The following is a 20,638-nucleotide window of genomic DNA, read 5'->3' as shown; positions in this document are numbered from 1 at the left end:
GCTAATTAAGTAAGATTAGCCAGTTTTTTAATATTGAAGAGAACTCGATATGTTTGGAAAAGGCGGTATGGGTAACCTGATGAAACAGGCCCAAATGATGCAAGACAAGATGGCCAAAGTGCAAGAAGAGATTGCACGTATGGAAGTGACGGGTGAAGCCGGCGCGGGTCTTGTAAAAGTAACTATGACAGGCTCTCACAGCGTTCGTAAGGTTGACATCGATCCTAGCCTGCTAGAAGACGATAAAGAGATGCTAGAAGATCTGATCGCAGCAGCCTGCAATGATGCAGCGCGCCGTGTTGAAGAAAATCAAAAAGAGAAGATGGCTGAAGTGACTGGCGGTATGCAACTACCACCAGGCATGAAGATGCCTTTCTAATAAAGTATTTTTAAATCAGACCTTTGTGGTTGCAAAGGTCTGATTTTGTTAAAAGCCTAAGCCTGCCTTAGGCTTTTTTATGTCGGTATTTTAACTCTGTTTTTTTAAGTTTATTCAAATTAGAGTGGATGACTGCTATCGACGGGATACGATATTTTATCACGCCACTGTGATGTTAACCTCTTGTTGTAAAATTGATATATGCTTACTATAAGCTAAGTATATCTAATAGGTGATTCAGCATGTCAGCAGCAGAACAATCGTCGCGTAAACTCAGTTTTTATCTTATTGGATTAGTGCTCATGGTTTGGCTTTATAGTCTGTGGGCTGATCGCGTCACGCCGATCACTGCCGACGCGAGAGTGCATGCTTATTTGGTAAGAATTGCCACCGAGGTCAGTGGCAACATCATTGATGTGAATGTGAAAGATAATCAAATTGTTCAGGCTGGAGAGCCATTATTTAGTATCGACCCTCGAAATTATCAAATTAACTTTCAAGCGGCCCAAGCTAACTTGGCCTTAGCTGGGCAAAATATTGGTGCCAGTACGGCGGCAGTTGAAGTGGCTCAAGCCAAAGTGGTTGATGCATTAGCTGCCCGTAATAATGCTAGAGAGCAAGCGGCACGGATTATCGAACTTGCAGATCAGGGCGTGTTAAGTAAAGCTGATTTAGATAATGCAATTGAAGCTCGGGAGCGAACCCAAGCCAGCCTTGAAGCGGCAGAAGCTTCACTGGCACAAGCCAAACAAAACTTAGGCCCAGCAGGGCAAGATAATCCCCATATCTTGGCGGCAATGGCCAAACTAGAGCAAGCACAATTAGATCTGCAAAAAACCACGGTAATAGCGCCTTCAAAAGGTATCGTTACTAATGTCCAGCTGACAGTGGGTCAAAAGGCAACGGCAGGCTCACCATTACTCACTTTTATAGATCCGCGCAGTGTGTGGATATCTGCTTTAGTAAGGGAGAATTCACTCGAGCACATTCGTGCTGGCAACAAAGTCAAAGTAGTACTCGATGCCTTGCCTGGGCGCGTATTATTAGGTTCGGTGGAGAGTATCGGCTGGGGAACGGGGGGGAGTAATAATATTGATCAAACAACTGGCTTTTTAACTGCCGATACTGGCGGTATCAAAGCGCAGCGCTATCCCATTAATATTGTTTTTGAAAGTGGTGTTGTGCCCCACAATATTCGTTTTGGATCCCAAGCGACAGTCGCCTTTTTTACGGAGCAGAGCACCATAGGTGAATGGTTGGCCTCATTGTGGATGGAGATCTTCAGCGTGTGGACTTATGTTTCGTAGCGCTGCTAATCCGATATTGAGGCTGGTATTAGGGCCTATCTTACTCCTGTGGTACTTATTATATCAGGGCGCACCTTTGCCAATATTAGCACCAGTTTTCGTAGTGATTTTTTTAACCCTAATGCCCTCTAAACCACCATTAGGCTTACTTATTAAGCTGTTGGTTGTACTATTGTTTGTCAGCTTTGGTTTAGTCTTGTTGGGACAACTGCTACTTGATTCACCCTTCGGATATGGATTATTTGTTTGGTCATTGGTGTGTTGGAGTTTTTATCGTAGCCATAAAGATCCTAAAGATATTTTGTCTACATTAGTCCTAATTGTTGTGATCATTATGACCGTCATGACAAAGCAGTTTGGTACGCCAATAGATGGTTTACCCTGGCTGTTGTTTGCCGCTTTTATTATTGCGCTAGTGATCACCTATGTATGCTTCATACTGTTTCCTGGTGACGAGCAAGATATTTTACCTGACGAAAATCAGATTATAGGTGTAGCAGTACCACTTACTACTATTGTGTTTAAGGCTAGCATTATGTGTGTGGTTTTAGCGGTGTTTATCGTATTGGGTGGCTCTCAAACTATCCTAATTGCGATCACCTTAGCTAATATGATTAAGATCCCCAGTCCTCATGAACACAGTATTTATAGTAAAAATCGAATTATCACCACTGTGATAGGGATTTTATTTACGTTACCTGTGATGCTATTATCTGCATTAGGGGCTTCTGGTTGGCTGTTGTGCGGCGCGGCGATAGCCTGTGGACTGCAATTGGCTTGCTATGCTATTGCTCGTCAAGCTCGTATGAGTATTTACCAACTATTATTTACCAACTTCACGGTATTAATTTATCAGATCATTACTCACCAAGGCATCGATTCTTTTTCGGCTCAATTATTGCGCTTGGAGTCGATAATCATTGCGATAATACTAGGTGCGGTTGTATTAAATTTAACCGCTCAGCCGATAATGCCTAGTGAACCTGACGCTGGCTCGATTAAACAAAATGGTTAATTATCTTTATTTACCTTAGGCTTAGCAGGTATAAAATTGTTTGGCTAGCCCATATTGATATTGATGCAATTTGGGCAGAAATAAAGCCTGGGTGGTTAAAGCTAAGGCAAGTCTGAATATGATTTTCGATGTCAATATTTTATCTCCTGCATCCGATGAGAGGTGATGTCAATTAATCCCCTTAGTTTTCGCCACAGATGAGTATTGGATAATGTCGAGTAATAGCAGTTATGAGCTACGACGCTGCATTTTGTTATTAAGAGTCTGAAATTAAAAATAATAAAGCAGTTAAGAATACTATTAATGTTTAAGTTTGATAGGCAATCATTTTGATTGCTTAATTTTAAATATTAGCTTAATGATTTTGTCATGAATTAGGGCTCATCATGCCGGTGATTTATGATAATATCCTGCGCATAATTTGATGAGAACCCATTGGTCATGTCAATGAACGACTTATCACTATAGCTAATAACGCTTTATGTTTTAACCAGTAGGATGCCCGCTTAATTATGAAATTTAGTCCCTTGGTCGATGAGTTAATTCAGTCATTACGCTGTTTACCCGGTGTCGGTCCTAAGTCGGCGCAGCGCATGGCGTTTCAGTTGTTGGAGCGTAATCGCAAAGCGGGGCAGACCTTAGCGCAGGCGCTGACCAGTGCCATGAGTGATGTGGGTCACTGCAGCGCGTGCCGTACTTTTACTGAAGAGACCTTGTGTCCTATTTGCGCCAGTAGCCGACGCGGTCAGTCCGATATTATCTGTGTGGTGGAAACCCCAGCGGATGTGTTAGCCATTGAGGCAGGCGGGTATTTTTCTGGTCGTTATTTTGTGCTCTTAGGGCATTTATCGCCCCTCGATGGCGTCGGGCCCGAAGAGTTAGGCCTCAGCCTACTTGAGCAGCATCTGGCCAGCGGTGAGATTAGCGAGTTAATTTTAGCGACTAATCCAACAGTGGAGGGCGATGCAACGGCACATTTTATTGCCGACATGGCGCGGCAACATGCTGTTAATGTCAGTCGCATTGCTCATGGTGTGCCAGTGGGGGGCGAACTCGAATATGTCGATAGCACCACATTAGCCTTGTCATTCAACGGGCGCTTACCGCTGTAATTATCATAGGTTTATCGTGACTCTTTTAAATCCAGCACCTTGATGCTGGATTTTTTTTGAGCAAATGAACCGCTCTGACAACTTTAAACTTGAAAAGCAAAATTCTAACCCCATCTCTTAAGCCATAGAGCGTCATTTGTGAAATTTAAGAAGGAATAATCGATGTCACAACAAGAAACCCATGGCTTTCAAACTGAAGTCAAACAATTACTTAATTTGATGATCCACTCTTTGTACTCTAACAAAGAGATTTTCTTGCGTGAATTGGTCTCCAACGCCGCCGATGCTGCCGATAAGCTCAGATACCAAGCATTGACCAATAATGATCTGTACGAAGGTGACGGTGAGTTACGCGTACGTGTGAGCGCCGACAGTGAAAAGGGCACCATCACCATTGAAGATAATGGTATTGGTATGACTCGCGATGGCGTGATTGAACACTTAGGTACCATCGCTAAATCAGGCACTGCGGAGTTCTTTAAAAACCTATCTGGCGATGAGTCAAAAGATTCACAGCTTATTGGTCAATTCGGTGTAGGCTTCTACTCTGCCTTTATCGTGGCCGACAAGGTAACCGTACGCACGCGCGCTGCCGGTCATGCTGCCGATGAAGCTGTGCAGTGGGAATCTGCTGGCGAAGGTGAATTTACCGTTGAAAACATAGTAAAAGAGACTCGCGGTACTGAGGTTATCTTGCATCTTCGTGAAGAGGAAAAAGAGTTTGCCAATGATTACCGTTTGCGCTCAATCATCACTAAATACTCAGATCATATCTCTGTCCCTGTAGAGATGTGGCAAGAGGGAACGCCAGCGCAAGAAGCGACAGAAGAAGGTGGCGAGGCCATTCCAGCTACCGAGGGTTACTGGAAGCCGATGAACAAAGCCACCGCGCTTTGGACTCGTAATAAGAGCGACGTGACTGACGAAGAATACCAAGAGTTTTACAAACATATTTCCCATGACTTTGTTGATCCACTCATGTGGAGCCACAACCGCGTAGAAGGTAAGCAAGAGTACACCAGCTTGCTGTATATCCCTGCAAAAGCGCCGTGGGATCTATGGAATCGCGATCGTAAACATGGTTTAAAACTGTTTGTGCAGCGCGTGTTTGTGATGGATGATGCCGAGCAGTTTATGCCAAGCTACTTGCGCTTTGTGCAAGGTCTGATTGACTCTAACGATCTGCCGCTCAACGTATCGCGCGAGATCTTGCAAGACAACAAGATAACCACCGCACTGCGCACTGCTGTGACCAAGCGTGTATTAAGTATGCTTGAGAAACTGGCAAAAAATGAGCCTGAAAAGTATCAAACTTTCTGGGCAGAGTTTGGCCAAGTGCTTAAAGAAGGCCCAGCTGAAGATTTTGCCAACAAAGATCGTATCGCTGGTTTGCTGCGTTTTGCATCGACTCACACTAATGAAGCTGCACATACCGTATCGCTCAGTGATTACGTAAGCCGCATGAAAGAGGGCCAAAGCAAGATTTATTATATTGTTGCTGACAGCCATGAAGCGGCCGTGAATAGCCCACATCTTGAGTTGCTTCGCAAGAAAGGGATTGAAGTGCTATTGATGTCCGAACGCATCGATGAGTGGTTAATTAACCACTTAACCGAGTTCGAGGGCAAGCAGTTGCACTCGGTCACTCGTGGTGACTTAGAGTTAGGCGATCTTGAAGATGCCGAGGAAAAAGAAGCGCAGAAAAAACTGGAAACGGAATCTGAAGGCTTGATCAAGCGAGTGAAGGCGGCGTTAGGTGACAAGGTTTCTGACGTTAAAGTCACCACGCGTTTGACCGATACCCCAGCTTGTGTGGTTGCAGGTGAAGGCGAAATGTCATCGCAGATGATTAAACTGATGCAAGCCGCTGGCCAAGCAGTGCCTGAAAGCAAGCCCGTGTTTGAACTTAATCCAGAACACCCGCTGGTCGCACGTTTAGATAACGAGCAAGATGACGAGGTGTTTGGCCAATGGTCTGAGCTATTATTACAACAGGCGCAATTGTCTGAAAAAGGCAGCCTAGCCGACCCATCGGCATTCATTAAGTTAATGAACAAGATGTTGCTGGCGGGCATGAAGTAATTAGCCGTCAAACGCAAGAGGCAGTTTAACTGCCTCTTCTTATATGCGCTTAATCTATGCGAAGGGATCTTATGGATACGGTATTGGATTTAACTAAAGAGAACATCCAACAAGTGGTTGATGCGTCAATGCAACAGGTGGTGGTGTTGACTTTTTGGAGTCAGCAAAGCCCTGAAAGCATGACATTGGTACAGACACTAGAGCAAATGGCCAGCGCACAGGCGGGTCGTTTTGTACTCGCGAAGGTCAATTGCGATGCAGAGCTGGAAATTGCGAATTATTTCCAGATCCAGAGTGTGCCGACGACCTTGCTGTTGCGCGATGGTAAACCAATCGATGGCTTTGCTGGCGTTCAAGAGCCTGCCCAAATTGAAGCCATGTTTGAGCCGCATTTGCCACAGGTTTGGCAATTACAACTGGCAGAGGCGAAAACCTTACTCGCCACAAATGACGTTGAGCAAGCCTTACCGCTATTGCAGCAGGCCTATCAAGCCAATCAACAAGCGGAAGTTGCCTTGGTCTATGCCGATGCGCTATTAACCCTTGGTAATATCAATCAAGCTCAAGTGCTTCTCGATGGCGTAGGGCTGGCAGATCAAGATGGCTATTATCAAAGCTTGCGAGCGAAATTAACCCTCGCGCTCGATGCTGCCGACACACCTGAAATTCGTCAATTGATGGACAATGTCGAAGCCAATCCACAAGACTTGAGTTTACTGCTCTCTTTGGCAAAAGCCCTGCATGGTGCTAACCGAGATGAAGAGGCACTGGAAAGGTTATTTGCTGTGTTGCGACAAGACATCGGCGCACATAACGGTGAGTTGAAGCAGTTATTTATGGATATTTTGACGGCGATGGGTCAAAGTAATTCGATTGCTAATCAATATCGACGCAAGTTATACAGCTTGCTGTACTAATCATTGTGCTTTTTTTATCTGCTCCTTGGCTTTTAGTGCTGCTTAATGACTAAAGGCCAGTTGATTTAACTGTATCAGCCTAAAGTCGAACTAAAACCCCGGTTTCTTCACTTCAAAAGGGCGGCCATATGTGCGAAGATCGCCGCCCAATGATAAAAATAATTCTAATTGAATCATCAAAACTAATAATCAACTCTATGCGAAATAAGAGGACTCTCAGATGCGCATTATGCTATTAGGTGCCCCAGGTGCCGGTAAAGGTACTCAGGCCCAGTTCATCATGGAAAAATATGGTGTGCCACAAATTTCAACGGGTGACATGTTACGTGCCGCGGTTAAGGCGGGAACGCCACTTGGCCTTGAAGCAAAGAAAGTGATGGATGCAGGGCAATTGGTTTCTGATGAGCTGATTATTGGCTTAGTTAAGGAGCGTGTTGCACAAGACGATTGTGCAAAAGGTTTCCTGTTGGACGGCTTCCCACGCACTATTCCACAAGCGGATGCTATGGCGGCTAGCGGCATCGAAATCGATCATGTGATTGAAATCGATGTGCCAGATGAAGAGATCGTTAAGCGCATGAGCGGACGTCGTGTTCACCCAGGTTCAGGCCGTGTTTATCACGTGGTGTTTAATCCACCTAAAGTGGAAGGCAAGGACGATGTAACAGGTGAAGATTTAGCTATTCGCCCTGATGATGAAGAGAGCACAGTGCGTAAGCGTCTTGCGATTTATCATGAGCAAACTAAGCCATTGATTGAATATTATGGTGCCCTCGCAGCCAAAGGTGGCTTGACTTACAATAAGTTTGACGGCACCCAAAGCGTTGCCTCTGTCAGTGATGCCATTGTTAAGGCGATCGGCTAATTAGTCTTGATTAGCGGCAGTGTACTTACAGTCGCTTACAGATGTAATACAGTATAAAAGCTCACTTCGGTGGGCTTTTTGCGTTTAAGTCTCTATGGTTACGATTTAGCCGTGTCCTTTGGTTGTTTTGTTAGTCATTCAATGTCATTACCGTAGTATAAATCACTGCTTAGTCGCATTTTATATGGTAAAATCTGCCGCCATTTTAGTAGGGTAAGGGCTGTGGTCGTTTTCATTGACTCAGTTCTGTAAATAGTGAATTAAGAGGGTCTGGTTTACTATTTACTTCAATTCGATTTTGCATGGATGCGACACAAGTGAGTTAGGTATGAAGTTTCCTGGTCAACGTAAGTCTAAGCATTACTTTCCAGTTAAAAATCGCGATCCATTATTAGCGCAGTTAACCCTGCAGCCACAACATATTACTACCCATATCAGTGGTATTGATCAAACCTTGGTCGATATCGAAGCCAAAGTCGAAGATGAGTTGCTTAGCCGCTATGGATTACCCAAAGGTAATTCGACGCTTATTGACGATGAGAAGGCGCACCAACTTTATACCGAACTTAAGCAATCTAACATGATAAGTGACGAGTTTGCCGGCGGTACCATTGGCAATACCGTACACAACTACTCTATCTTAGCTGACGATCGCTCGGTGTTATTTGGGGTCATGAGCAACAATATTGAAGTGGGCAGTTATGCCTATCGCTACCTCTGTAACACCTCTTCAAAAGTGGATTTAAATTACCTGCAACCGGTTGATGGCCCTATTGGTCGCTGTTTTACCTTAATCTCTGCTTGTGGTGAGCGCACCTTTGCTATCAGTAAGGGGGCAATGGATAAGTTGACCCCTGAGTTTATCGATAAAGAGGTGGTGCAGAGCTCATCGGCGTTAGTGTTAACGGCTTATCTGATGCGCGCCAGCGGTGGCGATCAGATAACGGATGCGGCGTTAACGGCCATCAAATACGCCAAAGAGGCCGATGTGCCTGTGGTGTTGACACTAGGGACGCGCTTTTTAATTGAAGAAGATCCACAGTGGTGGATCAATTTCATCAAAGACAATGTCTCTATTTTAGCGATGAATGAAGATGAAGGCGAAGCGTTAACCGGTTTTCGCGATCCGTTAAGCGCTAGCGATGCCGCGTTAGAATGGTGTGATTTGGTGCTCACCACAGCGGGTCCGTTAGGCTTGTATATGGCTGGCCATACGGAAGATTCTGAAAAGCGTGAAACCAGCCATACTTTGCTTCCGGGCATTATTCCTGAGTTTAATCGTTATGAGTTTTCTAGACCCAAACTTAAAAACGATTGTGATACCCCAATTAAGGTGTTTGCGCACATTCCACCTTATATGGGCGGGCCGGAAGTGATCCGCAATACTAATGGTGCCGGTGATGGTGCTTTGGCTGCATTACTCCATGATTTGGCCTCAAATACCTACCATAAAGCCAATGTGCCAGGTTCGAGTAAACATAAGCGCGACGGGTTATGTTACTCCTCGTTTTCACAAGTCTGTAAGTATGCCAACCGGGTCGCTTATGAGGTGCTAGCCCAGCACAGCCCACGTCTTTCTCGTGGCTTACCAGAAAAAGAAGACAGTTTAGAAGAGGCATACTGGGAGCGTTGAATTCCCAAGTAGCATAGAAATCAAAAAGGCGTCCATTGGACGCCTTTTTTCATTTTCGTTTGCTTTTATCAAGCCGCTGTAACATCCACTTACTTGCATGAGCCGCTGTTATGTATCATTGCCCATGCATCGGAAAATCAGCTTAGTCTTTGACCTCTGCATTGACTTGGTCAACAAAGCTACCAGCAGTTTTACCCGCTTGAGTATCATGAAATACCGTTTCGTTAAATGCGCCTTCTGATTTTGCAATCACCAATGTCGCCACAGAGTCACCTGTCACGTTGACGGCCGTTCGTACCATATCTAAAAGACGATCGACCCCCATAATAAGCGCGATCCCTTCAACGGGAAGACCCACTTGGTTAAGCACCATGGCGAGCATGATTAAGCCAACACCTGGTACACCCGCTGTCCCAATTGAGGCCAGCGTTGCGGTGACGACGACCATGGCATAATCGGTAATGGTTAAATCGATACCGAAAACTTGCGCGATAAATACGGTCGCCACGCCTTGCATAATAGCCGTGCCGTCCATGTTGATGGTCGCGCCCAGTGGCAAGGTAAATGAAGCGACTTTATTGTCGACACCTAAACGATGTTCACAGGTTTCGATGGTCACTGGCAACGTTGCATTTGAACTGGCAGTACTGAATGCAAACAGTTGTACATCGCGCATTTTGCGAATAAATAACAGTGGGCTTAGGCCTGAGAAGACTTTTAGTAACGTGGGGTAAACAACAAAAGCATGAATGAGTAATACGCCTAATACCACAAAGAAGTATTTAACAACACTTTCGAACGTTTCTAAACCGAGAGTTAAGGCCAGTTTGGCCATTAAGGCAAAAATACCATAAGGTGCTAACTGCATAATTAGGGTGACAACGCGCATGATCACTTCGTTTAAATCAGTAAATAATGCCGCAACCCGTTTACCTCTTTCACCTATGTGAGAAACCGCAAACCCAAAAATAACGGCAAAGATAATAATTTGTAGCATATTACCTTCAGTCATTGCTTGTATTGGGTTACGGGGCACTAAGTTGATCAATACATTGGCAAGACTAGGGGCTTCCTTGACGCTGTATTGCATATTTTCTGCTGCCAACGAGGCATTGCCAGGATGAATAAGCAGTGCAATAAGAATCGCCATACTCAGCGCGATAGCGGTGGTAAATAAGTAAAATGCAATAGTTTTTCCTCCTAGACGTCCTAGAGTCGAGGGATCGCTTAACGAGCAGGTACCGCAGACCAGTGAGATAAATACTAAGGGAACCACGAGCATTTGTAAGCTGGAGATAAAGATTGTGCCGATAACATTTAAGATCCCGTCGGCAATATAATCTTGAATAAACTGACTTTCGGGAAATAAGTTGCGAAGAAGCAAGCCTAATAAAATCCCAGTACCCATACCAATGAGTATTTTTCCGGTTAAACCAAGCTTCTTTTGTTGAGTTTGCGACATAGTGCGTCCTGTATTATTTTTATACTTTTCATTTATCACTAAAGCCTAGCAAGAAAAGAAAAGTGAGGAAATGGCTATATCAATACTATTTAGGATACATGTGTAAAAATAAGTGCGAATAATATTCAAATGGTTACAATAAGGTTTTTCTGGGTGTGCAGCAGGTAACGTGCTTGTGCTTGCAGTGATGATTATAGTAATAATTTGAGTAACAGGGAGTCTGACAATGAAGTCAGCGTATAAAGTTTTTACCTCATATTTGTTTTTGTTGTTTATCGTAGCCTGTAGTGGTGGAGGGGGTGGAGCTGACGATGGTCCAGGTGGCGTTCCTCCGACCGCGCCCGATGATGTTTATCGCCTCACTTTGGCGTTAACGGATGCTAATGGGCAAGCCATTAACGATATTTCCAATACCACACCCGGTAAATTACAAGCCACACTGTCTAAAAATGGAACCCCATTTTCTGGTGGTCGCATTGTATTTACTCTCGAAGGTGAGGGAGTGTTAACCCCTGGTAGTGGTGTTTCTAATACTGCAGGCCAAGTCACGGTGGATGTGTTGCCCGGTGATAAACTGGGGTCAGGCAGTGTGACTGCCACTTATAATGCCGCTGATGGCGATACTGTAACGGCATTGGTCTCTTTTAATACATCAGGTGACGGCGGTGCACCTACAGATGGTGCCCAAATTGCGCTTATTTTAGTAGATGACCCTATTACTCAAAATCCGATAGATACCATTTCATCATTAGCCCCTGGTTATTTAGTGGCGACGGTATCAGGTATCTCTAAAACTACGATAGTGCAGTTCTCCAGCACCTTGGGCGAGATCCCAATCGATACCGCTGCCACCGATAATGGTAAAGCAACGGTGCAGATTTTGGCCGGCACAGCACCTGGTGCAGGGACTGCTACGGCGACTTTACTCTCTGGTGAAAAAACAGATTTAGTCTTTAAAATTGGTGCGACCAATGTAGAGATGGGCAGTGGCACACCGTTTCAAGCTGGAGTGGCTTCAGTTTCACCAGCAGAAGTCTCAGCGGGTGGCACGGCCAGTATTTCAGTATCACTGCAAGATGATACCGGTACCGTATTTACTGAGCCTGTGGAAGTGAATTTTTCATCTACATGTTCAACTAAAGCTGAAGCTGAAATTAGCTCGCCGGTATTGGCGATCAATGGTGTGGCAACCACCACCTATTTAGCTAAAGGCTGTGTGGGCGATGATGCAATCAATGTCAGCGCTAATGTGGGAGGGAAATCACTTTCAGCCAGTGCTTTAGTGAATGTGTTGCCTGCAAGTGTTGGTAGTATTGCATTTGTCGAAGCTTTACCAGAGGTAATTAACCTTAAAGGTACTGGGGGAGCTGAGTCCTCGACAGTCAGATTTAAAGTATCAGATAAAAACGGTAATCCTGTCAGTAATCAAAATGTGATTTTCTCTTTAAATACCGATACTGGCGATGTTGAATTTGAGCCTAAATTTGCAACCACTAGTGCTCAAGGTATCGCTCAGACAGTGGTTAATTCGGGGACGGTTGCTACATCAGTCAGAGTCACTGCGATTGTGGATGGCAGCTCGCCTGAAATATCGAGTCAATCTAAGCTATTGGTTGTCTCAACTGGCTTACCAGATCAAGACAGTTTTTCTCTGTCTGCCGACAACCTTAATCCTGAGGGATGGGATTATGACGGTGTTGAGGTAAATGTGACGGCGCGCTTAGCCGATGCCTTTAATAACCCTGTGCCAGATGGTACCGCCGTGACCTTTACCGCCGAAGGCGGTGTTATTGACCCGTCATGTGTCACTGTCAATGGTGTGTGCTCGGTTAAATGGACCAGCCAAAACCCAAGACCTACAGGTAAAACCTTATTCGATTTGGCTCAAGAGCCATCTCTAGATGCAGATATCGGCCAGCCCTATGGTGGACGGGTAACTATTTTGGCCAGAGCCATTGGTGAAGAGTCGTTTCCTGATCTCAATGGTAATGGTCGCTTCGATGCCAATGAAGTCGTCAATTTTAGAACCAAGCTTAATGTTTCAGGTAAACCTTATGATCTAGATGAGGCATTTGTCGATCATAATGAAGACTCATTGTTTAACCCAAGGTTTATCGGTGAAGCGGGTGGTGACGCAGAGACCTTTGTTGATTTCAACAATAACAAGGTATTTGATATTGCTGATAACTTATATAACGGCAGTCTATGTACGTTAGATGCTAATGGCGACGGGCACGATGGCTGTTCAAGCGTTAACAAGTCACTCAATGTGCGTGCATCGATTGTCCTAGTGATGGCAGGTAGTGATGCGGTGTCATCGACACCAGTTATAGAAGATAGCTGCATAGATGACAAAAACGTAGTGGATCCGTGTGACGGGTTTAACGATAACCAGACCTTGGATATTATCGGTAAATCAACCGGTGGCGTATCTATCATTATTGGCGATTTGCATAATCAGCCTTTACCAGCAGGCACTAAGATAACCTTTACGCCGTCAGCAGGCAGCCTTGCGAGCAAAGGTGAATTTATTGTCGAATCGACTAATGATAATCGTGCGGGTATTTACAGCGTGGTGATTAAAGGCGCTGATCAAGCTGATTCTGGGACCTTAGTCATTGAGGCTGTCACACCGAAAGGAAAACTAAGCCAAGTGGCTACCATCCCTGTGATTATTCACTAGATAGCATAAGGCTGAAGCTCATCAAGTTCAGTTAAAGGGACTGTAAAGTCAGTAAAAAAAGCGCACTTTAAAGTGCGCTTTTTTATTGATTATTTAGGATTCAGGTTTTAGCTTATTGTTGAAATTGATACACACTACCCAGTTTCATAATTTGCGTTAGCTCATCAAGGGCGGTACGCGACTCGATAACAAGCTGAGGATCGGCAAGATCATCAACGGCCAGCTCATCACGATAATGCTTATCGACCCACAGATTAAGGCGAGCGTAAAGCGCATCACTCATTAATGTATGCTGGTTTACGGCTGCCACTTCCATCTCATTCATGGCTACACGTAAACGCAGGCAAGCTGGGCCACCGCCATTTTGCATACTCTGCTTCACATCGAAGTAATGGACCTGCTTAATGGGGGTGCCTAAGGTAACGACCTCATCAAGATAAGCTGAAACTGCTGGATTATCTTGGCAATTTGTGGGGGCAATAATGGCCATTTCACCGTTGGGTAGCGTAATGATTTGAGTATTAAACAGGTAGCTTTTAACCGCATCGTCAATGCTGACCTTACCGGTGGGCACCTCAATAAAGTGCAGTTCTTGACTATTAAATTTACGCTGGATCTCGGCGATTTTCGCTTGGGTGTCGACAAACGCTTGCTGATGATAAAACAGCACATTTTGGTTACCCACGGCGATGACATCGTTATGAAACACCCCTTGATCAATCACATCAGGATTTTGCTGGATAAATACCGCGCTGTCATCATCGAGTTGGTGTAAGCGTGCTATCGCTTGTGACGCTTCTAGGGTTTGCCTAGCGGGAAAAAGCTTAGGCTTGGCCGCTAAAGGGTTGGTCGCTTCTTGGCCGTAGACAAAAAGCTCGAGCCCAGCATGTCCATATTCACTGCATAAACGGGTATGGTTAGCCGCGCCTTCATCACCAAAACTGGCCTGTTCTGGTAGATGTTGGTGGTGGCTAAAATAGCGAGAGTTATTAAACGTGGCCTTAAGAATGTTGCCTGTGGTGATTGGTTCTATGCTGCGGTGCAATTTATCGACTAAGTTAGCGGGAGTAAAATGTAACTTACCATCGTGGGTATCGGCACTGGGCGAGACCGTGGCCGCATTTGCCGTCCACATGCTTGAAGCGCTGCAACATGCTCTAAGGACCGCAGGGGCTTGCTTAGCCGCTTTACTTAATACTTGCGCATCTGTGCCGGAAAAACCAATTCGACGCAGTGTATGTAGGTCTGGTCGCTCCTGAGGGGCCAGTATGCCTTGAACCATTCCCATATCAGCAAGCGCTTTGGCTTTTTTCAAACCTTGTTTAGCGGCCGACTTTGGACTTGAGGTCGATGCGGCATTGTTTAGTGAGGCGACATTGCCAAAGGAGAGTCCTGCATAGTTGTGTGTTGGTCCAACGAGTCCATCAAAATTTGCTTCGTAATGCTTCATTCCCATTCCTTCGATATCATTATTATTGTAGGCAAATCATCATACGGTACTTGATGATTTGCTGAATTTGGGCACCAGTATACGTAAGGTGACGTGCTTAACAAGTTGGTGCCTTGGGCAAGGGAGTAGCGATAGGGTCATAAGTGCATAAGTATCACTTATGAGTGCACAATAATGGAAAATTCGCATGTTATGGCGAAATATTATTTTTTACATTTTTTTAAGAAATGGTTAAAAATTGGCTGTCTGTGACAAATAAAACAGGGATTTGCTTGAAACTCGGAGTACAACACTCTATATATGGAGCCAATTTACAGAATTTTGAGACTTTTTGGCGCAGATCATTCTATGGGTAAATCGCTAGTTATTGTCGAATCACCGGCCAAAGCCAAGACTATTAATAAATATCTCGGCAAAGATTACATCGTGAAATCGAGTGTGGGGCACATTCGTGACCTACCAACATCTTCCACCAGTGAGGCGAAGTCTTTGACGAAAACGCCCGCTGAAGTGCGCAAGATGTCTCCTGAAGAAAAGGCAATTTATAAAGCCGCAAAAGCCAAGCAAGCTCTCGTCGCTCGCATGGGGGTAGATCCTGAAAATGGCTGGAAAGCCCAGTATCAAATTCTGCCCGGTAAAGAAAAAGTCGTCAAAGAATTACAATCTCTTGCTGAAAATGCCGACCATATCTTTCTCGCAACCGATTTGGATAGAGAAGGAGAGGCGATCGCCTGGCATTTACAAGAAGTGATTGGTGGGGATCCGGCGCGCTATCAGCGCGTTGTGTTTAATGAGATCACCAAAACTGCCATTCAAGAGGCTTTCAGCCATCCCTCTAGTCTAGATACTAATATGGTTAATGCTCAACAAGCACGTCGCTTCCTCGACCGTGTTGTTGGCTTTATGGTATCGCCACTGTTGTGGAAAAAAGTGGCCAGAGGCTTATCTGCGGGTCGTGTGCAATCGGTTGCGACTCGCTTAGTGGTTGAACGCGAAAGCGAAATTAAAGCCTTTGTGCCAGAAGAGTTTTGGGACATTCATGCTCAGCTAAACACGCTCAGTAATGAATCGCTTAAAATGCAGGTCAATAAGTACCAAGGTGATACCTTCAACCCGGTAAATGAAGCCCAAGCCATGGCGGCGGTGGCGGCCTTATCTGATGCCACTTTTGTGGTGAGCGATCGCGAGGACAAAGGCACGTCGAGTAAACCGTCTGCGCCCTATATTACTTCGACCTTGCAACAAGCGGCGAGCACCCGATTAGGTTTTGGCGTCAAGAAAACCATGATGATGGCGCAGCGTCTCTATGAAGCTGGTCATATTACCTATATGCGTACCGATTCAACCAACTTGAGTCAAGAAGCGTTAGATAATGTTCGGGAAATGATTGCCAATGACTTTGGTGATAAGTATTTACCCGAAGCTCCGATTCGTTACGGTAACAAGGAAGGCGCACAAGAGGCCCACGAAGCGATTCGCCCCTCTAACGTAAAAGTTACGGCAGCGAGCCTTTCTGACATGGAGCGTGATGCTCAGCGTCTTTATGAGCTTATTTGGCGTCAGTTTGTGGCCTGTCAGATGACACCTGCTAAATACGATGCTACTCGCTTAACGGTATCGGCTGCCGATTACGAATTAAAGGCGACCGGTCGTACGCTCAAATTTGATGGTTGGACGCGCGTACAAACCGCCATCAAGAAGAAAAACGAAGAAGATAACACCTTGCCGTTTGTCGCCAAAGGTGACAATTTGGCGCTCGAAGAGTTGCTACCCAAACAGCATTTCACTAAGCCGCCCGCGCGTTACAGCGAAGCGTCATTGGTGAAAGAGTTAGAAAAACGTGGAATTGGTCGTCCATCGACCTATGCCACGATCATCTCAACTATCCAAGACCGTGGTTACGTCAAGGTGGAAAATCGTCGTTTCTACGCCGAGAAAATGGGTGAAATCGTGAGCGAAAGCCTCGTGGGCAGCTTCGAAGAGTTAATGAGTTACGACTTTACCGCGGGTATGGAGCAAACGCTTGATAACGTGGCCCAAGGTCAGCTTGATTGGAAAAAAGTACTCGACAACTTCTACAAAGATTTAACGGCGCAATTAGAAAAAGCCGAGTTACCACCAGAAGAGGGCGGCATGCGTCCTAACGAGATGGTGCTAACCGACATTCAATGCCCGACTTGTCAGCGTCCTATGGGTATCCGCACTGGCACCACTGGGGTGTTCTTGGGGTGTTCTGGTTATGCCTTGCCGCCTAAAGAGCGTTGCAAAACCACCATGAACTTGACCCCAGGTGAAGAGGCTGTGAGTGAAAATAGCGAAGATGCCGAGACGGATGCGCTGCGGGCTAAACATCGCTGTGGTGTCTGTGGCACGGCCATGGATAGCTACTTAATTGATGAGAAGCGTAAGCTGCATGTGTGTGGTAATAACCCTATGTGCGGCGGCTATGAAGTCGAACAAGGCCAATTTAAGATTAAAGGATATGAAGGTCCTATCTTAGAGTGTGACCGCTGCGGTAATGACATGGAGCTTAAAAACGGCCGATTTGGTAAATATTTCGGTTGTACTAATAGCGAATGTAAAAATACCCGTAAACTGCTTAAAAGCGGTGAAGCGGCGCCACCAAAAGAAGATCCGATCCATCTACCCGAGCTCAAGTGTACCAAGTCTGATGGTTACTTTGTATTACGTGATGGTGCAGCGGGTATTTTTATGGCGGCCAGTACTTTCCCTAAATCACGTGAAACTCGTGCTCCCTTAGTAGAAGAGTTGGTTAAATACCGCGAACTATTATGGCCTAAATATCAATATCTTGCCGATGCACCCGTGGCAGATGATGACGGGAATAAGGCGTTCGTGCGCTTTAGTCGTAAGACCAAAGAGCAGTATGTCGCTACCGAAGTTGATGGTAAGGCTACAGGTTGGACCGCTAAATATATCGATGGTGAATGGGTGACAGAGGCCAAGCCTAAAGCCAAACCCAAGGCGAAGCCAAAAGCAAAATAGTATGTTGATGATAAAAAGCCCTAACCTTGTTAGGGCTTTTTTTATGGCGATTAATTTCGCGATTCAACGCATTCTATAATAGGCTAATATAGAAATAACCTTCATTATCGCCGTTTGATAATGGTTAATGGAATTACAGCTAACTCAATGGAGCATGAAATGAAAACAGTATTATTAGGGCTATGGGCCGCAGTGGTCAGCGTGAGTGTGTTTGCCTCAACTTGGCAAGTCAATAATCAAGGCTCAGTGGTCAACTTTATATCGGTGAAGAATGGTGACCTTGCAGAGATCCACAAGTTTACTCAAATCAAAGGCGAATTAAATAGTAATGGTGATTTTTCGTTATCGATTCCATTAATCAGTGTATGGACCAATATTGAGATCCGTGATGAGCGCATGAAGCAGGTATTGTTTGAAACTTCGCAGTTCCCCGCATTAGCATTAACGGCAAATATTGATGCTAAGGCGATTGATAAACTGGCTGTGGGCAGTATGGATACTATGGTCATTCCTGCTAATGTCAGGTTACGCGGTCAATCTAAAATGCTGGATATTAGCGTGCGGGTAGCCAAGTTGAATCAAAACACGCTATTGGTTACTAGCGAAATGCCACTTATCATCGACGCTGCTGATTTTGACTTGGCAGCAGGGGTCGAGAAACTGCGTGAATTGGCCGGCTTAAGTGCTATCAGCAAGGCGGTGCCAGTATCATTTGTGTTAACTTTAAACCGTTAATCAAAAACGTGCACTTTAGACGAGACTGACCACATAATTTGTACCATAATAGCGGCAATTATCGAATTAAGGGCATGGGTGAGAGCATGCTCTTTAATTAATGTTTGTTAAGGCTAATCATGGTTACAGATAAAGACGGATATATACATCTCATTCAATATCTCACCGAACATCTGGGGCTGTTTGAGTCGTCAGATAATTCCTTAATTGCTGGCGATACTGTGATGGAGTTGTTTGAAGAGCAACTTGCGGCGCAGATTATTATGGTGTGTGGTCAAAATCCTGCATTAACCTTTGCCCAGCGTAATACCGTTATACGAGAAGTCGATGCGATTGTTTATGATCTTGAAGAGATTTTGGCTAAGGTGGCTGATCATTATGCTACCTCTGAGCAGACGCTATTCATCACCGAATTTTCAGGCTTAATCAAAAATTTATTCGATCAGGAAATTGCCAAGTTACACTAATCCTGATGTAGCGCAGTGTGCTTATATTAATTTCTAATACCCGCAATTAGTTGTCCGTTGTAGTGTATGACTTTCTCGTTTAAGCTCGTAACATTGGTTGTTGATGCTTGATTGGTAAGGAGTGAGAAATGATCGAGTTACTAGAGGGATTCAGTCATGAAGTGGTGGCGATAAAAGTCTATGGCGTACTCACCAGTGACGATTTCAATCAACAGCTATTGCCTGCTATCGAAACCAAGTTAAAAGATCATGCAACAATTAAGTTATGGTATGAATTGAGTGCTGACTTTGAAGGTGTGTCGGTTGAGACGCTGTGGGATGAAGCAAAGTTAGGTTTTTTTCATTTGATGGATTTTTCACGAGTTGCCATTATCACAAGCGGTGAGTTGCCCATGGCCACAGTGTTGGCCTGCATGGTGCCGTGTCCGGTCAAAGTCTTTCAGCATGACAATAGGCTTGCGGCGCGCCAATGGCTGGCAAGTCAAGATGCCACAGCGTAACGCGTGACATTGCAATGAAGCCGACTGAGATTGTCGGCTTTTTAATTGATGAGAGATGAGGTGTTAGATGCTTAAAATCATTTGTCTTTGTGCCATATTGTTTACCATGCCAAGCTGGGCGGCACAAAAAGAGATTATTGGTCCAACGGCTTCATTATCTGTTGAAGAGGCGGATCTCATCTATGAGGCTCGCATGGACACGGGAGCGGCAAACACCTCATTGCATGCCACCGATTTAGAGATTGAAGGTGGTAGCGCGGCTAAAATGAAAGATAACATCGGCAAAACCCTTTGGTTTACAACGCAAAATGAAGCTGGTGAAGCGCGGCGTTTAAGCGCTAAAATTGTCAAAGTGTCTAGGGTGAAAAATTCACAGGGAAGCGAAACGCGCTACATGGTGGCATTACACCTTGGTTTCGATGGCAAGGAGCGTCAAGTCAAAGTGAACCTACGCGATCGCAGCCACATGGATTACCGTTTACTGATTGGACGTAATTGGCTGAAAGATAAATATATTGTTGATGTTGCTGAAAAGCAGTTGATAGGCTCAGTGGCCATGATTAATATCGTAGAAGCGGGGTTACGTTATAACACTCGCATCGATACCGGAGCGGTTGAAAATTCGCTGCATGCCGTTGATCTTAAAGTTGATGCTGGCGTTGCTGATATGGAACAGAATGTTGGTAAGATGATTACTTTCACCACGGAAAATGAGCTGGGAGAAAGGCAGCGTATCCGTAGCCGTATTGTGGAAACATCCTTGATTAGAAATGCCCAAGGCAGCGAGATCCGCTATATGATTGAGCTTAATATGGGCGAGCCAGGTAAAGAGTATAAGACTAGGGTGAATTTGCGAGATCGCTCAAAAATGACCAATAAATTGCTTATTGGGCGCAATTGGTTGCAAGGGCATTATATAGTTGATGTCTCGCGCTAATTTACTTTTAATATCGAATGTCACTTAACTCTATATATCTAGGGTGTCCTTAGCGCCTGTTTATTCGCGCTTCGATATCGGTCCCAAC

At 45.0% G+C, this 20,638-nt stretch carries 16 protein-coding genes; 14 read left to right on the top strand and 2 right to left on the bottom strand.

What is annotated here, in order from left to right; all coding sequences use genetic code 11:
- Positions 1-49 precede the first annotated feature (49 nt).
- The 8 genes from AC5YB1_RS11395 (at position 50) to AC5YB1_RS11360 (ending at position 9,310) form a co-directional block, all read left to right on the top strand.
- Positions 50-379: a YbaB/EbfC family nucleoid-associated protein gene (locus AC5YB1_RS11395; RefSeq protein ID WP_069672062.1), complete on the top strand. Its 330-nt coding sequence runs from the start codon at positions 50-52 to the stop codon at positions 377-379.
- A gap of 242 nt (positions 380-621) precedes the next feature.
- Positions 622-1,686, top strand: coding sequence for an HlyD family secretion protein (locus tag AC5YB1_RS11390; RefSeq protein ID WP_494519267.1), 1,065 nt, complete (start codon positions 622-624; stop codon positions 1,684-1,686).
- A complete protein-coding gene (locus AC5YB1_RS11385) occupies positions 1,676-2,701 on the top strand; it encodes a DUF2955 domain-containing protein (RefSeq protein ID WP_494519266.1) in 1,026 nt (341 codons plus the stop codon). The genes AC5YB1_RS11390 and AC5YB1_RS11385 overlap by 11 nt, the downstream gene beginning before the upstream one ends.
- 512 nt (positions 2,702-3,213) lie before the next feature.
- Positions 3,214-3,813: a recombination mediator RecR gene (gene recR, locus AC5YB1_RS11380; RefSeq protein ID WP_494519265.1), complete on the top strand. Its 600-nt coding sequence runs from the start codon at positions 3,214-3,216 to the stop codon at positions 3,811-3,813.
- Between the two features lie 162 nt (positions 3,814-3,975).
- On the top strand, positions 3,976-5,895 hold the full coding sequence (gene htpG / locus AC5YB1_RS11375; protein WP_494519264.1) for a molecular chaperone HtpG: 1,920 nt from the start codon (positions 3,976-3,978) through the stop codon (positions 5,893-5,895).
- Positions 5,896-5,966: 71 nt separating this feature from the next.
- Entirely contained in the window at positions 5,967-6,812 is an 846-nt protein-coding gene (locus tag AC5YB1_RS11370; protein ID WP_475516694.1) for a co-chaperone YbbN, read from the top strand.
- A gap of 220 nt (positions 6,813-7,032) precedes the next feature.
- Positions 7,033-7,677 carry an adenylate kinase gene (gene adk, locus AC5YB1_RS11365; RefSeq protein WP_494519263.1) on the top strand — a complete coding sequence of 215 codons (645 nt, stop codon included), beginning with the start codon at positions 7,033-7,035 and terminating at the stop codon, positions 7,675-7,677.
- 328 nt (positions 7,678-8,005) lie between these two features.
- A complete protein-coding gene (locus AC5YB1_RS11360; protein ID WP_494519262.1) occupies positions 8,006-9,310 on the top strand; it encodes an inosine/guanosine kinase in 1,305 nt (434 codons plus the stop codon).
- A 142-nt stretch (positions 9,311-9,452) separates the two neighbouring features.
- On the opposite strand, the gene AC5YB1_RS11355 is transcribed toward AC5YB1_RS11360, so the two are convergent.
- Positions 9,453-10,772, bottom strand: coding sequence for a dicarboxylate/amino acid:cation symporter (locus AC5YB1_RS11355; protein ID WP_494519261.1), 1,320 nt, complete (start codon positions 10,770-10,772; stop codon positions 9,453-9,455).
- 226 nt (positions 10,773-10,998) lie between these two features.
- Here AC5YB1_RS11355 and AC5YB1_RS11350 point away from each other — a divergent pair, with 226 nt between their 5' ends.
- Positions 10,999-13,455, top strand: coding sequence for an Ig-like domain-containing protein (locus AC5YB1_RS11350; RefSeq protein WP_494519260.1), 2,457 nt, complete (start codon positions 10,999-11,001; stop codon positions 13,453-13,455).
- A 112-nt stretch (positions 13,456-13,567) separates the two neighbouring features.
- On the opposite strand, the gene astB is transcribed toward AC5YB1_RS11350, so the two are convergent.
- Positions 13,568-14,905 carry an N-succinylarginine dihydrolase gene (gene astB, locus AC5YB1_RS11345; RefSeq protein ID WP_494519259.1) on the bottom strand — a complete coding sequence of 446 codons (1,338 nt, stop codon included), beginning with the start codon at positions 14,903-14,905 and terminating at the stop codon, positions 13,568-13,570.
- Positions 14,906-15,253: 348 nt separating this feature from the next.
- Here astB and topA point away from each other — a divergent pair, with 348 nt between their 5' ends.
- The 5 genes from topA (at position 15,254) to AC5YB1_RS11320 (ending at position 20,550) form a co-directional block, all read left to right on the top strand.
- Positions 15,254-17,911, top strand: a complete 2,658-nt coding sequence (gene topA / locus AC5YB1_RS11340; RefSeq protein ID WP_494519258.1) for a type I DNA topoisomerase — start codon at positions 15,254-15,256, stop codon at positions 17,909-17,911.
- A gap of 159 nt (positions 17,912-18,070) precedes the next feature.
- On the top strand, positions 18,071-18,646 hold the full coding sequence (locus tag AC5YB1_RS11335) for a YceI family protein (RefSeq protein ID WP_494519257.1): 576 nt from the start codon (positions 18,071-18,073) through the stop codon (positions 18,644-18,646).
- A 119-nt stretch (positions 18,647-18,765) separates the two neighbouring features.
- Positions 18,766-19,113, top strand: coding sequence for a DUF3802 family protein (locus tag AC5YB1_RS11330; RefSeq protein WP_494519256.1), 348 nt, complete (start codon positions 18,766-18,768; stop codon positions 19,111-19,113).
- Positions 19,114-19,241: 128 nt separating this feature from the next.
- Positions 19,242-19,613: a SpoIIAA family protein gene (locus AC5YB1_RS11325; RefSeq protein ID WP_494519255.1), complete on the top strand. Its 372-nt coding sequence runs from the start codon at positions 19,242-19,244 to the stop codon at positions 19,611-19,613.
- 67 nt (positions 19,614-19,680) lie between these two features.
- Entirely contained in the window at positions 19,681-20,550 is an 870-nt protein-coding gene (locus tag AC5YB1_RS11320; RefSeq protein WP_494519254.1) for a putative ATP-dependent zinc protease, read from the top strand.
- The last annotated feature ends 88 nt before the right edge of the window (positions 20,551-20,638 follow it).

This window comes from Shewanella sp. 433 (genome assembly GCF_059338565.1).
This window is presented reverse-complemented; position numbering and strand designations above follow the sequence as displayed.

Excerpts from the sequence above, each read along its gene's own strand:
- AC5YB1_RS11395 (WP_069672062.1), top strand. The coding sequence starts at position 50 with ATGTTTGGAAAAGGCGGTATGGGTAACCTGATGAAACAGGCCCAAATG.
- AC5YB1_RS11390 (WP_494519267.1), top strand. The coding sequence starts at position 622 with ATGTCAGCAGCAGAACAATCGTCGCGTAAACTCAGTTTTTATCTTATT.
- AC5YB1_RS11385 (WP_494519266.1), top strand. The coding sequence starts at position 1,676 with ATGTTTCGTAGCGCTGCTAATCCGATATTGAGGCTGGTATTAGGGCCT.
- recR (WP_494519265.1), top strand. The coding sequence starts at position 3,214 with ATGAAATTTAGTCCCTTGGTCGATGAGTTAATTCAGTCATTACGCTGT.
- htpG (WP_494519264.1), top strand. The coding sequence starts at position 3,976 with ATGTCACAACAAGAAACCCATGGCTTTCAAACTGAAGTCAAACAATTA.
- AC5YB1_RS11370 (WP_475516694.1), top strand. The coding sequence starts at position 5,967 with ATGGATACGGTATTGGATTTAACTAAAGAGAACATCCAACAAGTGGTT.
- adk (WP_494519263.1), top strand. The coding sequence starts at position 7,033 with ATGCGCATTATGCTATTAGGTGCCCCAGGTGCCGGTAAAGGTACTCAG.
- AC5YB1_RS11360 (WP_494519262.1), top strand. The coding sequence starts at position 8,006 with ATGAAGTTTCCTGGTCAACGTAAGTCTAAGCATTACTTTCCAGTTAAA.
- AC5YB1_RS11355 (WP_494519261.1), bottom strand. The coding sequence starts at position 10,772 with ATGTCGCAAACTCAACAAAAGAAGCTTGGTTTAACCGGAAAAATACTC.
- AC5YB1_RS11350 (WP_494519260.1), top strand. The coding sequence starts at position 10,999 with ATGAAGTCAGCGTATAAAGTTTTTACCTCATATTTGTTTTTGTTGTTT.
- astB (WP_494519259.1), bottom strand. The coding sequence starts at position 14,905 with ATGAAGCATTACGAAGCAAATTTTGATGGACTCGTTGGACCAACACAC.
- topA (WP_494519258.1), top strand. The coding sequence starts at position 15,254 with ATGGGTAAATCGCTAGTTATTGTCGAATCACCGGCCAAAGCCAAGACT.
- AC5YB1_RS11335 (WP_494519257.1), top strand. The coding sequence starts at position 18,071 with ATGAAAACAGTATTATTAGGGCTATGGGCCGCAGTGGTCAGCGTGAGT.
- AC5YB1_RS11330 (WP_494519256.1), top strand. The coding sequence starts at position 18,766 with ATGGTTACAGATAAAGACGGATATATACATCTCATTCAATATCTCACC.
- AC5YB1_RS11325 (WP_494519255.1), top strand. The coding sequence starts at position 19,242 with ATGATCGAGTTACTAGAGGGATTCAGTCATGAAGTGGTGGCGATAAAA.
- AC5YB1_RS11320 (WP_494519254.1), top strand. The coding sequence starts at position 19,681 with ATGCTTAAAATCATTTGTCTTTGTGCCATATTGTTTACCATGCCAAGC.